Genomic DNA, 12,868 nt, shown 5'->3' with positions numbered 1-12,868 from the left:
CGGATGATCGAGGAGACGGGCGCACCGGCGCCGCGCCGGTGGCTCGGATGGCTTGCGCAGGAACCTGTACTTTCGGTGCTTGCGCTTGGCCTGATCGTGCTGCTATGGGTGCGTCCGCAACCATTTTCCGTACTCGCCGGTCGTGTCGACTGGCAGACGGTCGCGACGCTCGCGGGCCTGCTGATGCTGACCAAGGCACTCGAGTTGTCCGGCTGTCTGATGTGGCTCGCGCACCGCATCGTGCATCATGTGCATTCCGAACGCGGGCTCGCGATGCTGCTCGTCGTGTTCGCCGCGGCGCTGTCGATGTGGCTGACCAACGACGTCGCGCTGTTCGTCGTCGTGCCGTTGATGGTGTCGCTGCGAGCGCTGACGCCGCTGCCGTTCCGGCGGCTCGTGATCGTCGTTGCATTGGCAGTCAACGCGGGGTCCGTCGCGACGCCGCTCGGCAATCCCCAGAATCTTTTCCTGTGGCAATTGAGCGGTGTGTCGTTCGGCCGCTTCGTGGTCACGCTCGGGCCGCTTGCGCTCGCGCTGATGGCGCTGTTGCTCGCGCTGACCGCGTGCGCGTTTCGCGCGAAACCGCTCGACCTGTCCGGCGACGTCGTCGCATTTCCCGTGCAGCGCATGCACGCACTGATTGCAGCGGTGCTGTTCGCGGCATTCGTGCTGCTCGCCGATGCGCACCATCCGCTGCCCGGCCTGGTTGCTGTCTCGATCGTGCTGTTCGTCGTAAAACGTGACGCAGTCCTGAAGATCGACTGGCTGCTGCTGCTGATCTTCGTGCTGATGTTCGTGGTGTTGCGCAGCGCGGCTGCGCTGCCCGTCGTGCACGACGCGATCGCGCGCGCGCATCTCGATTCGCCGCTGCGCGTATTTTCGGCCGGCGCCGTCCTGTCGCAGGGGATCAGCAACGTGCCGGCCGCGATCCTGCTGTCGGAATTCACACACGACTGGCGCGCGCTCGCGTTCGGCGTATCGGTCGGCGGCTTCGGCTTCGCGATCGGTTCGCTCGCGAACCTGATCGCGGTGCGTCTCGCGAAGGAGCCGCGCATGTGGCTGCCGTTCCACCTGGTCTCGATTCCGTTCGCGCTCGTGAGCGCAGCACTCGGCGCGTGGCTGCTCGTGCACGGTTGAGCGATGCGGGTGCGTGTGGCACAGGCGCACCGTTCGAGTGGCGGGGAGGGCGCACAGCGTTCGCGATGGTGCGGGGCTGTTGATAAGTGTGGCGATCCACAGTCGATCGTCTGTGGTGATGCGACAACTGATTGGATGATTCGATGCGCGAGCATCCGATCGAATTTCGCGCATCGGGCGCGGCCGACCGGTCTCGGCGTTTCGCTTGTTCCGGGGCGTCGCGTCGAACTGTTCCAGGTGACTGCATCACAGCGAATTTTCGGCGGCGATCGTGCCGCTCCGTTCGAGCCCGCGTCGGGCTTCGTTTCCAAGCCATCCACCGTCACCGGACATTTTTCGGGCAAGAAATACCGGTGCCAAAAACCGACCTTACAACTGTCATCGTACGTCGTCGAATCGGGTGTTTTTTCACATGATGAGGCGTCGTTTTATGCAGGTTTTTGTCGCGTCTAAAGCCTTGAATCACTTGCAACTATCGCTTACAATCGCCCGGATTTGTTAGCTAGGCACCCCTGAAAGCTTTCAGAAAGCTTGGGGCCGGGTTCAAGGATTTTGCGGAAGATTGCGATGGCGGGTCAGGCGCCGGACGACAGGCACGACGATCAGCGCACGCAACGCACCGCTTCAGCGGCCGGCGAGCGGCGCGAATTCGACGATGACTGGGATGTCGAGCAGCAAGATAACAACATCGTTCCGCTCACACGGGCTGAGGCCGAGAGGCTGTTCGGTCCGGACGTGAGCAAGCCCTCGCGCGTGACCCCCTACAAGGTGGTGTTCGCGCAAGTGGCCTTGTCCCTGGTTGCAACGCTGGCGTGGTGGCTGTTTTCGAAGTCGCCGGGCGCCGCTGCGCAATCCGCGTTTCTGGGCGGAGCGATTGGCTGGGTGCCAAGTGCGTTGTTCGTGGCACGACTGAAGGCAGGTGGCTCGGCCACCGTGATGAGCTGGGTGATGGGCGAAGCCCTGAAGCTCGGCCTGACGATCGGGATGTTCGCAGCAGTGGCGTTCGGCTGGGCCGGCGTGCACTGGGTGCCGTTCCTCCTCACGTACCTCGTCGTGCTGAAGACGTACTGGATCGCGCTGGCCTGGCGGTAAGCAACAAGCAGCGTGCGGTTTCGACAACGAACCGCACCGGCCCGTTCCCGCAATAGCGTGTTGCGGAACAGGCAAAACGATTTTCGACAATTTGGGTGGCATTAACGATATGGCAGCTAGCGAAGGCACGCGCGGTCCGGATCCGTCCGAGTACATTGCGCACCACTTGCAGAATTTCTCCACCTCGCATCAGACGTCGATTTTCGACATCCACGTCTGGAATCTCGACACGCTGTTCTGGTCGATCGTCTGCGGCATCGTGACGATCCTCGTGCTGCGTCTGGCCGCCCGCAAGGCGACGTCGGGCGTGCCGGGCCGTTTCCAGTGCGCCATCGAGATGCTCGTCGAAATGGTCGAAGACCAGTCGAAGGCCATCGTCCACGGCAATCGTACCTTCATCGCTCCGCTCGCCCTCACGGTGTTCGTGTGGGTCGCGCTGATGAACTCCCTCGACTTCCTCCCGGTCGACCTGCCGGGCCGCGTGATCGGCCTGCTCGGTCTGTCGGACATGATTTCCCACCATCGCATCGTCCCGACGGCCGACCTGAACGGCACGCTCGGCATCGCGCTCGGCGTGTTCGTCCTGATGATCTACTACAGCATCAAGATCAAGGGCGCGGGCGGCTTTGTGCATGAGCTGCTGTCGGCCCCGTTCGGCGCCCACCCGCTGCTGTGGATCCCGAACCTCGCGCTCAACATCGTCGAATACCTCGCGAAGACCGTCTCCCTCGGTATGCGGCTGTTCGGCAACATGTACGCGGGTGAGCTGTTGTTCCTGTTGATCGCCCTGCTCGGCAGCATGTGGAGCTTCGGTGGCGACGCAACGTTCCTCGGCTTCGTTGGTCACGTGATCGCGGGTAGCGTCTGGGCAATCTTCCACATCCTGATTGTTCTGTTGCAGGCATTCATTTTCATGATGCTGACGCTGGTGTATCTCGGCCAGGCGCACGACAAGCACTAAGCGCGGCGTGCAAGAAAGAGTCTTCGTTTTAGTTTTTTAAATCTCAGTTCCAAGTCTTTTCACAAAGGAGTGATCATGCAAGCTTACATCGCCAACATCCAGGGTCTGACCGCCATCGGTATCGGCATCATCATCGGCCTGGGTGCAATCGGCGCCTGTATCGGTATCGCGCTGATGGGTGGCAAGTACATCGAAGCCTGCGCACGTCAGCCGGAACTCATCAACCCGCTGCAAACGAAGATGTTCCTGCTGGCTGGCCTGATCGACGCTGCATTCCTGATCGGCGTGGGTGTCGCAATGCTGTTCGCGTTCGCGAACCCGCTCCTGTCGAAGCTCGTCGCAGGCTAAGGTTCCTCGGAAATATGCGTCCGGCGCAAGCCGGCGCAGGGCGGAACGGAGACTTGGGGCGCTGATCGAATGCAACTCGATGAGCGCCTTACCGTTTCATTTTTCCGGAATAGCAGATAAGGAAACACCGTGAATCTCAACGCAACTCTGTTTGCGCAAATGGTCGTGTTCCTGGTCCTCGCGTGGTTCACGATGAAGTTCGTGTGGCCGCCGTTGATCAACGCCCTCGACGAACGTTCGAAGAAGATCGCCGACGGCCTCGCCGCCGCGGAAAAGGGCAAGGCGGAACTCGACGCAGCGCACAAGCGCGTGGACCAGGAACTCGCGCAGGCCCGCAACGACGGCCAGCAGCGCATCGCCGACGCTGAAAAGCGTGCCCAGGCGGTCGCCGAGGAAATCAAGGCCAACGCCCAGGCTGAAGCCGCCCGCATCGTCGCCCAGGCGAAGGCGGAAGCAGAACAGCAAATCGTGAAGGCGCGTGAAACGCTGCGTGGCGAAGTCGCCTCGCTGGCCGTGAAGGGCGCCGAGCAGATCCTGAAGCGCGAAGTCGATCAAACGGCCCACGCCCAACTGCTGAATCAACTGAAAGCCGAGCTCTGATCATGGCCGAACTTGCAACCATCGCCCGCCCTTACGCAGAAGCGCTGTTCCGCGTGGCCGAGGGCGGTGACATCGCCGCCTGGTCCACCCTCGTGCAAGAGCTGGCCCAGGTTGCGCATCTGCCGGAAGTGCTGTCGGTCGCGTCGAGCCCGAAGGTGACGCGCACGCAAGTAGCCGAGTTGCTGCTTGCTGCGGTGAAGTCGCCGCTCGCGTCCGGCGCCGAAGCGAAGAACTTCGTGCAGATGCTGGTCGACAATCATCGCATCGCGCTGCTGCCGGAAATTGCCGAGCAGTTCGAGGCGCTCAAGAACGAACGTGAAGGTGCAGCCGACGCCGAGATCGTGAGCGCGTTCCCGCTGAACGGCGCGGATCTCGAGAGTCTCGTCTCGGGCCTCGAACGCAAGTTCAAGCGCAAGCTGAAACCGACGGTCGAAGTCGATTCGTCGCTGATCGGCGGCGTGCGCGTGACGGTCGGCGACGAAGTGCTCGACACCTCGGTTCGCGCGCGCCTCGCATCGATGCAGGCTGCCTTGACCGCCTGAGCGCCACGCCGGCACGCAACAGAATTGACTATCAGGAGCGAATAATGCAACTCAATCCCTCTGAGATCAGCGAGCTGATCAAGAGCCGGATCCAGGGCCTTGAAGCGAGCGCAGACGTTCGCAACCAGGGCACCGTGATCTCCGTGACCGACGGTATCGTGCGCATCCACGGCCTGTCGGACGTGATGCAGGGCGAAATGCTCGAGTTTCCGGGCAACACGTTCGGCCTCGCGCTGAACCTCGAGCGCGACTCGGTCGGCGCGGTGATTCTCGGCGAATACGAACACATCTCGGAAGGCGACATCGTCAAGACGACGGGCCGCATTCTGGAAGTCCCGGTTGGTCCGGAACTCGTCGGCCGTGTGGTCGATGCGCTCGGCAACCCGATCGACGGCAAGGGCCCGGTCAACGCGAAGCTGACCGACGCGATCGAAAAGATCGCCCCGGGCGTGATCTGGCGCAAGTCGGTGTCGCAGCCGGTGCAGACGGGCATCAAGTCGATCGACGCGATGGTGCCGATCGGCCGTGGCCAGCGTGAGCTGATCATCGGTGACCGTCAGTGCGGCAAGACCGCGGTGGCGCTCGACGCGATCATCAACCAGAAGGGCAAGGACCTGATCTGTATCTACGTCGCGATCGGCCAGAAGGCTTCGTCGATCATGAACGTGGTTCGCAAGCTCGAAGAAACGGGCGCGATGGAATACACGATCGTCGTCGCCGCCACGGCATCGGATTCCGCCGCGATGCAGTACCTGGCACCGTACGCCGGCTGCACGATGGGCGAATACTTCCGCGATCGCGGCCAGGATGCGCTGATCATTTATGACGACTTGACCAAGCAGGCTTGGGCATACCGCCAGATCTCGCTGCTGCTGCGCCGCCCGCCGGGCCGTGAAGCATACCCGGGCGACGTGTTCTATCTGCACTCGCGTCTGCTGGAGCGTGCGGCTCGCGTGTCGGAAGAGTACGTCGAGAAGTTCACGAACGGCGAAGTGAAGGGCAAGAGCGGTTCGCTGACGGCACTGCCGGTCATCGAAACGCAGGCAGGCGACGTGACCGCATTCGTTCCGACGAACGTGATCTCGATTACCGACGGCCAGATCTTCCTGGAAACCGACCTGTTCAACGCAGGCATCCGCCCGGCAATCAACGCCGGCGTGTCGGTGTCGCGAGTCGGTGGCGCCGCTCAGACGAAGGTCGTGAAGAAGCTGTCGGGCGGTATTCGTACCGACCTCGCGCAGTACCGTGAACTGGCTGCATTCGCGCAGTTCGCATCGGACCTCGACGAAGCGACCCGCAAGCAGCTCGAGCGCGGCCGCCGCGTGACGGAACTGCTGAAGCAGCCGCAGTACCAGCCGCTGCAGGTGTGGGAACTGGCCGTGTCGCTGTACGCCGCGAACAACGGCTACCTCGACGACCTCGACGTGAAGCAAGTGCTGCCGTTCGAGAAGGGCCTGCGCGAAAGCCTGAAGACCAGCAACGCTGACCTCATCAAGCGCATCGAAGACACCAAGGATCTCTCGAAGGACGACGAAGGCGCACTGCGCTCGGCGATCGAATCCTTCAAGAAGTCCGGTGCCTATTGATCCGCGAGTGACACACTGAGGCCGCGCGGGTGCTGATGCGCCCGCGCCGCTTCGGTCAAGGAGCAAGCTATGGCTGGAATGAAGGAAATTCGCGGCAAGATCAAGAGCGTGCAGAACACGCGCAAGATCACGAAGGCGATGGAGATGGTGGCCGCATCGAAGATGCGCCGCGCGCAGGAACGCATGCGCGCCGCTCGTCCGTATGCGGACAAGGTCCGTGCCATCGCCGCGCACATGAGCCGCGCGAACCCCGAGTACCGCCACCCGTTCATGGTGGCGAACGACGGCACGAACACGGCCGGCATCATCCTCGTCACGACGGACAAGGGTCTGTGCGGCGGTCTGAACACCAACGTGCTGCGTGCGACGGTGCAGAAGTTCAAGGAGCTGGAAGAGAAGGGCCAGAAGGTCGAAGCCACGGCGATCGGCAGCAAGGGCCTCGGGTTCCTGAACCGCTTCGGCGCGAAGGTGATGTCGCAGGTCGTGCACCTCGGCGACACCCCGCATCTGGACAAGCTGATCGGCGCGGTGAAGACGCAGCTCGACCTGTACTCGGAAGGCAAGCTGTCGGCGGTTTATATCGCTTACACGCGCTTCGTCAACACGATGAAGCAGGAAGCCGTGATCGAGCAGTTGCTGCCGCTGTCGTCGGAACACTTCGAAGCCGATGACGGTACGCCGGCCACGTCGTGGGACTACATCTACGAGCCGGACGCGCAGGCAGTCGTCGACGAACTGCTCGTGCGTTACGTCGAGGCGCTGGTGTACCAGGCCGTCGCGGAGAACATGGCGTCCGAGCAATCGGCGCGGATGGTCGCGATGAAGGCCGCGTCCGACAACGCGAAGACGGTGATCAGCGAACTGCAGCTCGTGTACAACAAGAGCCGTCAGGCCGCGATTACGAAAGAACTGTCGGAGATCGTCGGCGGCGCAGCTGCTGTTTAAGCGCGCGCCCGGACGACAACTGCGCCTTTGCGCGAGTAAAGAATCAGGTATTTAAAGGAAAAGCGATGAGTACTGCTGCTTTGGTAGAAGGCAAGATCGTACAGTGCATCGGCGCCGTTATCGACGTGGAATTCCCGCGCGACAGCATGCCGAAGATCTACGACGCGCTTATTCTCGATGGCTCGGAACTGACGCTCGAAGTCCAGCAGCAGCTGGGCGACGGCGTGGTCCGAACCATCTGTCTGGGTGCATCCGACGGCCTGCGCCGCGGCCTGACCGTGAAGAACACGAGCAAGCCGATCTCGGTGCCGGTCGGCAAGCCGACCCTCGGCCGGATCATGGACGTGCTCGGCCGTCCGATCGACGAGGCTGGCCCGATCGTGAGCGAAAACACGCGCTCGATCCACCAGAAGGCCCCGGCGTTCGACGAACTGTCGCCGTCGACCGAACTGCTCGAAACGGGTATCAAGGTCATCGACCTGATCTGCCCGTTCGCAAAGGGCGGCAAGGTTGGCCTGTTCGGCGGTGCCGGCGTGGGCAAGACCGTCAACATGATGGAGCTCATCAACAACATCGCGAAGGAACACGGCGGTTACTCCGTGTTCGCGGGCGTGGGCGAGCGTACCCGTGAAGGGAACGACTTCTACCACGAAATGAAGGACTCGAACGTTCTCGACAAGGTCGCGCTGGTGTACGGCCAGATGAACGAGCCGCCGGGCAACCGTCTGCGCGTCGCGCTGACCGGCCTGACGATGGCCGAGCACTTCCGTGACGAAGGCCTCGACGTGCTGTTCTTCGTCGACAACATCTACCGTTTCACGCTGGCCGGTACCGAAGTGTCGGCACTGCTCGGCCGTATGCCGTCGGCAGTGGGCTATCAGCCGACGCTGGCTGAAGAAATGGGCAAGCTGCAAGAGCGCATCACGTCGACCAAGAAGGGCTCGATTACGTCGGTCCAGGCCGTGTACGTCCCTGCGGACGACTTGACCGACCCGTCGCCGGCTACGACCTTCGGCCACCTGGACGCAACCGTCGTTCTGTCGCGTGACATCGCTTCGCTGGGTATCTACCCGGCGGTCGACCCGCTCGACTCGACGTCGCGCCAGATCGACCCGAACGTGATCGGTGAAGAGCATTACTCGATCACCCGTCGCGTTCAGCAGACGCTGCAGCGCTACAAGGAACTGCGCGACATCATCGCGATTCTGGGCATGGACGAACTGTCGCCGGAAGACAAGCTGTCGGTCGCGCGCGCACGTAAGATCCAGCGTTTCCTGTCGCAGCCGTTCCACGTTGCTGAAGTGTTCACGGGCTCGCCGGGCAAGTACGTGCCGCTGAAGGAAACGATCCGCGGCTTCAAGATGATCGTCGACGGCGAGTGCGACCACCTGCCGGAACAGGCGTTCTACATGGTCGGCACGATCGACGAAGCCTTCGAAAAGGCCAAGAAGATCCAGTAAAGGTCTGAGTGGTAGCACGCTGGCGCGATCCGGCCACGCTGCAGTGAATCGCAGTTGTCGATTTGCTTCACGGCCGGTCGCGCCGACCGCAACACGCTCAACCGCCGTGCATGGGACGGGAGTAAGCGCTGAAGCGCTAACTCCCGTCGACAGGAGTCGATATGGCAACCATCAAAGTAGACGTCGTCAGCGCGGAAGAGCAGATCTTCTCGGGCGAGGCAAAATTCGTCGCGCTGCCGGGCGAAACGGGTGAGCTGGGTATTCTGCCGGGCCACACGCCGCTGATCACGCGGATTCGTCCGGGTGCGGTGCGCATCGAAGTCGAGGGCGGCAACGACGAATTCGTGTTCGTCGCGGGCGGCATTCTCGAAGTGCAGCCGGGCGCCGTGACGGTGCTCGCCGATACCGCGATCCGCGGCAAGGACCTCGACGCGGCGAAAGCCGAGGAAGCGCGCAAGCGCGCCGAGGAAACGCTGCAGAACGCGAAGTCGGACCTCGACCTCGCGAAGGCGCAATCCGAGCTCGCGACCGCGATGGCGCAGCTCGAGGCGATCCAGCGTCTGGCGAAGATTCGCAGCCGGCACTGAGCCGCGCCGCGTATCCCGCGAAAGAAAGCAGCCTTCGGGCTGCTTTTTTTTCGTCTGTCCTTTGCGTGCCGCGGTGTTTCGTCCGGTCGTGCTATTTCATCCGTCCGCCGCGAATTGATGTCAGAGTGTCGTCAACGGAGCGCGTCATCATCCGCGGTGAGGCCACCCGTCGCGATTGCGGCGGCGGAGGCGGGCGCGGCAAGCGCGCGCGGGCCGATCAGACAAAAAGGACGGAGACATTCATGGCAGCAGACCTTGGCGTGGGGGCGCTGATTGCGCCCGAAAACGGACTGTCGTACGTGCGCGGCGTGACCGACGTGCCGCTATCCGACGCGACGATCGGCCGGTTCCTGCGCGATACCGCCGGCCGCTTTCCCGACCGTCCGGCCGTCGTGTTCCGCGAGCAGCAAGTACGCTGGACCTGGCGCGAGTTCGCAGGCGAGGTCGACGTGCTCGCGGCCGGCCTCGCCGCGCTCGGGATCGTGAAGGGCGATCGCGTCGGCATCTGGTCGCTGAACCGCAGCGAATGGCTGCTCACGCAGTTCGCGACCGCGCGTATCGGCGCGGTGCTCGTCAACCTCAATCCGGCCTACCGGCTCGCCGAACTCGAGTACGCGCTGAACAAGGTCGGCTGCAAGGCCGTGATCGCGGCCGAGCGCTTCAAATCGTCGGCCTATGTCGAGATGCTGCAGACGATCGCGCCGGAGCTCGCGAGCGCGACACCGGGCGACCTGCACGCGGCACGCGTGCCGAGCCTGCGTATCGTCGTATCGATGGGCGACGTCGCGCCGGCCGGCATGTTCCGTTTCGCCGACGTGATGACGCGCGGCCGCCAGGCCGTCGACCCCGCATTGCTCGACGCGATCGGCGCGACGCTCGCGGCCAACGACCCGATCAACATCCAGTTCACGAGCGGCACGACCGGCAGCCCGAAGGGGGCGACGCTCACGCATCGCAACATCGTCAACAACGGGCGCTCGATCGCGACGGCGATGCGTTTCAGCGAGCAGGACACGTTGTGCATCCCGGTGCCGCTGTACCACTGCTTCGGGATGGTGCTGGCCGTGCTCGCGTGCGTGTCGAAGGGCGCGGCGATGGTGTTCCCGGGCGAAGCGTTCGACCCGGTCGCGACGCTCGCGGCCGTGGCCGACGAAGGCTGCACCGCACTGCACGGCGTGCCGACGATGTTCATCGCGGAACTCGATCATCCGGCGTTCCCGACATTCGACCTGTCGACGCTGCGCACCGGGATCATGGCCGGCTCGCCGTGCCCGATCGAGACGATGAAGCGCGTCGTGTCGCAGATGCACCTGTCGGAGATCACGATCGCGTACGGGATGACGGAGACGAGCCCCGTGTCGTTCCAGAGCTCGACCGACGATCCGCTCGAGAAGCGCACGACGACAGTCGGACGCATCCAGCCGCATCTGGAAGTGAAGATCGTCGATCCGAACGGCGGCATCGTACCGGTCGGCGCGACGGGCGAGCTGTGCACGAAGGGCTATTCGGTGATGCTCGGCTACTGGGACGACGACGCGAAGACGCGTGAGGTGCTGGTCGACGGCTGGATGCATACGGGCGACCTCGCGACGCTCGATGCGGACGGCTATTGCAACATCGTCGGCCGCCTGAAGGACATGGTGATTCGCGGCGGCGAGAACGTCTATCCGCGCGAGATCGAGGAATTCCTGTTTCGGCATCCGAAGATCCAGAGCGCGCAGGTTTTCGGCGTGCCCGATGCGAAATACGGCGAGGAGCTGTGCGCGTGGATCGTGCTGCGCGCGGACGAGCAGATGACCGAGGACGACGTGCGCGCGTTCTGCAACGGGCAGATCGCGCACTACAAGATTCCGCGCTATATCCGCTTCGTCGACGAGCTGCCGATGACGGTGACGGGCAAGGTGCAGAAGTTCGTGATGCGCGACCGGATGATCGAGGAACTGAAGCTCGACGTGCAGAAGACCGCATAACGCGGCCCGGCGGCGAGAAAAACGTGGCGGCCTGCGGGCCGTCGCGTTTTCGATGGACGAAAAAAAGCGGGCTTATTAGCCCGCTAAAAACCACACGCTACGGGGTTAGCGCGAGGAGACCAAAGATGAAACCGAGTCCGGCGGGGGGCCGGAAACGACTCCAACAGGGATGCCCCTTGGAAGGGCTTCGGTACGTGACCGACTGGCTCGCAGCGCTTCGCGTCCGCTCACACTTGGCACACGAGACCGCATCCGTGTTGAAACCGTTGAGGCCATTGTGGGCGAATTAATGACCCGTCGCGGTAACAAAGTGTTTCAGGTTGTAACGCCCGCCAGATAAGGCTTCCCGGGATTTTTTGCTGTTTTCGGGATCCTGAAAAAGGTCATTTTTACCCATATTTTCCGCAGCGTTTTCATCACATGCGCACGACGCGTTTTTCATGCGTATCGGGCGCGATGAATTGCCGATTTACACGCGAGAAAGTGCGCCGCGCGGCAGATACCGCGTATGACGATTCATTCGTCGGAAAGATTTTGAAACGCGATCGGATTACGCGGAAGTCGGCCGTTCGGCCGATTCGGGAGATTTCGCGCCTGTTGCGGGTCGCGCCGGCGCGGCCGCGATATGTAACGGCGGCAGGCAGGCCGCCGCCGTGCAGCGATTTCGGCGGGCGGCGGCCACGGGGTCGGTGCCCGTATCGGCCGCCGCGCGCGTGCCCGCCTACTTCAGCCACTTGTCCGAAAGCGCCTGGTATTCGCCGGTCGACAGCGCGAGATGCAGCCACTGGTCGACGTACTGCTGGAACGCGACATCGCCGCGCGGCACCATGTACGCCTTCTCGCCGAACTGGAACGGCTTGTCCGGATGGACCGAGCACAGCCCCGGATTCAGCTTTTGCTGCAGGAGCGTTTCGGACGCATCCGTCACCATCACGTCCGCCTTGCCCGCGAGGATCTGCTTGAAGATCGTTACGTTGTCCGGATAGACGGTCAGGTTCGCGTGCGTGAAGTACTGCTTCGCGAAACGTTCGTTGGTGCCGCCCGGGTTCACGATCACGCGTGTTTCGGGCCGGTCGATCTGCGCGACGGTCTGGTATTTGTCGGCGTCCGCGCAGCGCACGATCGGCGTCTTGCCGTCGACGACGTACGGCTGCGTGAAGAACACGCGCTTCTGGCGCTCGAGCGTCGTCGATACGCCGCCCACCGCGATGTCGCATTTCGCGACGAAATCGCCGGTCAGGTTCGACCAGCTCGTCTTCACATAGTCGGTCTTCACGCCGAGCGACTTCGCGAGCGATTCGGCCATGTCGATGTCGATGCCCTCGAAGCGGCCGTCCGCGCGGTAGTACGAATACGGCTTGTAGTCGCCCGTCGTGCAGACGCGCAGCGCGCCGCGCGCGAGCACGTCGTCGAGCCGCGAGCCGGCGCCCGGTGCGGCCACGAAAGTGCCGGCGCCGGTCTGCGCGTGCGCGGCGGCGCAGCAGAGCAGCGCGGCTGCCGCGAGCGTGGCGAATGTCTCCATCGGTCTCCTCCTTCGTTTCATTCGATATGAGCATCCGATCATAACGGAGCCATCGCGCGCGTCATATGGCCGCCATCGCGTCGGCATGCGCAGCCTGAAGGCGACTGTCCGGTAAAAT

At 63.1% G+C, this 12,868-nt stretch carries 13 protein-coding genes; 11 read left to right on the top strand and 2 right to left on the bottom strand.

Annotation, left to right across the window (positions count from 1 at the left end; genetic code table 11):
• The first annotated feature begins 3 nt into the window (after positions 1-3).
• The 11 genes from JYG32_RS14130 (at position 4) to JYG32_RS14080 (ending at position 11,228) form a co-directional block, all read left to right on the top strand.
• The gene (locus JYG32_RS14130) at positions 4-1,137 is read left to right on the top strand and encodes an SLC13 family permease (RefSeq protein WP_213263873.1); all 1,134 of its coding nucleotides are present in this window, start codon (positions 4-6) and stop codon (positions 1,135-1,137) included.
• A gap of 567 nt (positions 1,138-1,704) precedes the next feature.
• The gene (locus JYG32_RS14125; RefSeq protein WP_213263872.1) at positions 1,705-2,229 is read left to right on the top strand and encodes an ATP synthase subunit I; all 525 of its coding nucleotides are present in this window, start codon (positions 1,705-1,707) and stop codon (positions 2,227-2,229) included.
• Between the two features lie 109 nt (positions 2,230-2,338).
• The gene (gene atpB, locus JYG32_RS14120) at positions 2,339-3,190 is read left to right on the top strand and encodes a F0F1 ATP synthase subunit A (protein ID WP_213263871.1); all 852 of its coding nucleotides are present in this window, start codon (positions 2,339-2,341) and stop codon (positions 3,188-3,190) included.
• Between the two features lie 75 nt (positions 3,191-3,265).
• Entirely contained in the window at positions 3,266-3,538 is a 273-nt protein-coding gene (atpE, locus tag JYG32_RS14115) for a F0F1 ATP synthase subunit C (protein WP_021160442.1), read from the top strand.
• A gap of 129 nt (positions 3,539-3,667) precedes the next feature.
• A complete protein-coding gene (locus JYG32_RS14110) occupies positions 3,668-4,138 on the top strand; it encodes a F0F1 ATP synthase subunit B (RefSeq protein ID WP_174380344.1) in 471 nt (156 codons plus the stop codon).
• Positions 4,139-4,140: 2 nt separating this feature from the next.
• A complete protein-coding gene (locus JYG32_RS14105) occupies positions 4,141-4,680 on the top strand; it encodes a F0F1 ATP synthase subunit delta (protein ID WP_213263870.1) in 540 nt (179 codons plus the stop codon).
• Positions 4,681-4,724: 44 nt separating this feature from the next.
• A complete protein-coding gene (gene atpA, locus JYG32_RS14100; RefSeq protein WP_126359028.1) occupies positions 4,725-6,266 on the top strand; it encodes a F0F1 ATP synthase subunit alpha in 1,542 nt (513 codons plus the stop codon).
• Positions 6,267-6,335: 69 nt separating this feature from the next.
• The gene (gene atpG / locus JYG32_RS14095) at positions 6,336-7,211 is read left to right on the top strand and encodes a F0F1 ATP synthase subunit gamma (RefSeq protein ID WP_034183837.1); all 876 of its coding nucleotides are present in this window, start codon (positions 6,336-6,338) and stop codon (positions 7,209-7,211) included.
• A 65-nt stretch (positions 7,212-7,276) separates the two neighbouring features.
• Positions 7,277-8,671 carry a F0F1 ATP synthase subunit beta gene (gene atpD, locus JYG32_RS14090; RefSeq protein ID WP_174380346.1) on the top strand — a complete coding sequence of 465 codons (1,395 nt, stop codon included), beginning with the start codon at positions 7,277-7,279 and terminating at the stop codon, positions 8,669-8,671.
• 161 nt (positions 8,672-8,832) lie between these two features.
• A complete protein-coding gene (locus tag JYG32_RS14085; RefSeq protein ID WP_006477288.1) occupies positions 8,833-9,258 on the top strand; it encodes a F0F1 ATP synthase subunit epsilon in 426 nt (141 codons plus the stop codon).
• A 242-nt stretch (positions 9,259-9,500) separates the two neighbouring features.
• The gene (locus tag JYG32_RS14080; protein ID WP_213263869.1) at positions 9,501-11,228 is read left to right on the top strand and encodes an AMP-binding protein; all 1,728 of its coding nucleotides are present in this window, start codon (positions 9,501-9,503) and stop codon (positions 11,226-11,228) included.
• Positions 11,229-11,514: 286 nt separating this feature from the next.
• Here the strand turns inward: JYG32_RS14080 and JYG32_RS14075 are convergent, their stop codons facing one another.
• Together JYG32_RS14075 and JYG32_RS14070 are read right to left on the bottom strand one after the other, a co-directional pair.
• Entirely contained in the window at positions 11,515-11,670 is a 156-nt protein-coding gene (locus JYG32_RS14075) for a hypothetical protein (protein ID WP_213263868.1), read from the bottom strand.
• A 279-nt stretch (positions 11,671-11,949) separates the two neighbouring features.
• The gene (locus tag JYG32_RS14070; protein WP_213263867.1) at positions 11,950-12,750 is read right to left on the bottom strand and encodes a transporter substrate-binding domain-containing protein; all 801 of its coding nucleotides are present in this window, start codon (positions 12,748-12,750) and stop codon (positions 11,950-11,952) included.
• Positions 12,751-12,868 lie beyond the last annotated feature (118 nt).

The organism is Burkholderia pyrrocinia, assembly GCF_018417535.1.
In the GTDB taxonomy this organism is placed as follows: domain Bacteria; phylum Pseudomonadota; class Gammaproteobacteria; order Burkholderiales; family Burkholderiaceae; genus Burkholderia; species Burkholderia pyrrocinia_E.
The sequence above is the reverse complement of the archived record's forward strand: the minus strand, read 5'-3'. Positions and strand labels throughout refer to the sequence as shown.

What these genes read in the sequence shown, in the direction of transcription:
- atpG (WP_034183837.1), top strand. Translation starts at nt 6,336, where the DNA reads ATGGCTGGAATGAAGGAAATTCGCGGCAAGATCAAGAGCGTGCAGAAC.
- JYG32_RS14125 (WP_213263872.1), top strand. Translation starts at nt 1,705, where the DNA reads ATGGCGGGTCAGGCGCCGGACGACAGGCACGACGATCAGCGCACGCAA.
- JYG32_RS14130 (WP_213263873.1), top strand. Translation starts at nt 4, where the DNA reads ATGATCGAGGAGACGGGCGCACCGGCGCCGCGCCGGTGGCTCGGATGG.
- JYG32_RS14080 (WP_213263869.1), top strand. Translation starts at nt 9,501, where the DNA reads ATGGCAGCAGACCTTGGCGTGGGGGCGCTGATTGCGCCCGAAAACGGA.
- JYG32_RS14085 (WP_006477288.1), top strand. Translation starts at nt 8,833, where the DNA reads ATGGCAACCATCAAAGTAGACGTCGTCAGCGCGGAAGAGCAGATCTTC.
- JYG32_RS14070 (WP_213263867.1), bottom strand. Translation starts at nt 12,750, where the DNA reads ATGGAGACATTCGCCACGCTCGCGGCAGCCGCGCTGCTCTGCTGCGCC.
- atpA (WP_126359028.1), top strand. Translation starts at nt 4,725, where the DNA reads ATGCAACTCAATCCCTCTGAGATCAGCGAGCTGATCAAGAGCCGGATC.
- JYG32_RS14105 (WP_213263870.1), top strand. Translation starts at nt 4,141, where the DNA reads ATGGCCGAACTTGCAACCATCGCCCGCCCTTACGCAGAAGCGCTGTTC.
- atpD (WP_174380346.1), top strand. Translation starts at nt 7,277, where the DNA reads ATGAGTACTGCTGCTTTGGTAGAAGGCAAGATCGTACAGTGCATCGGC.
- atpE (WP_021160442.1), top strand. Translation starts at nt 3,266, where the DNA reads ATGCAAGCTTACATCGCCAACATCCAGGGTCTGACCGCCATCGGTATC.
- atpB (WP_213263871.1), top strand. Translation starts at nt 2,339, where the DNA reads ATGGCAGCTAGCGAAGGCACGCGCGGTCCGGATCCGTCCGAGTACATT.
- JYG32_RS14075 (WP_213263868.1), bottom strand. Translation starts at nt 11,670, where the DNA reads ATGAAAAACGCGTCGTGCGCATGTGATGAAAACGCTGCGGAAAATATG.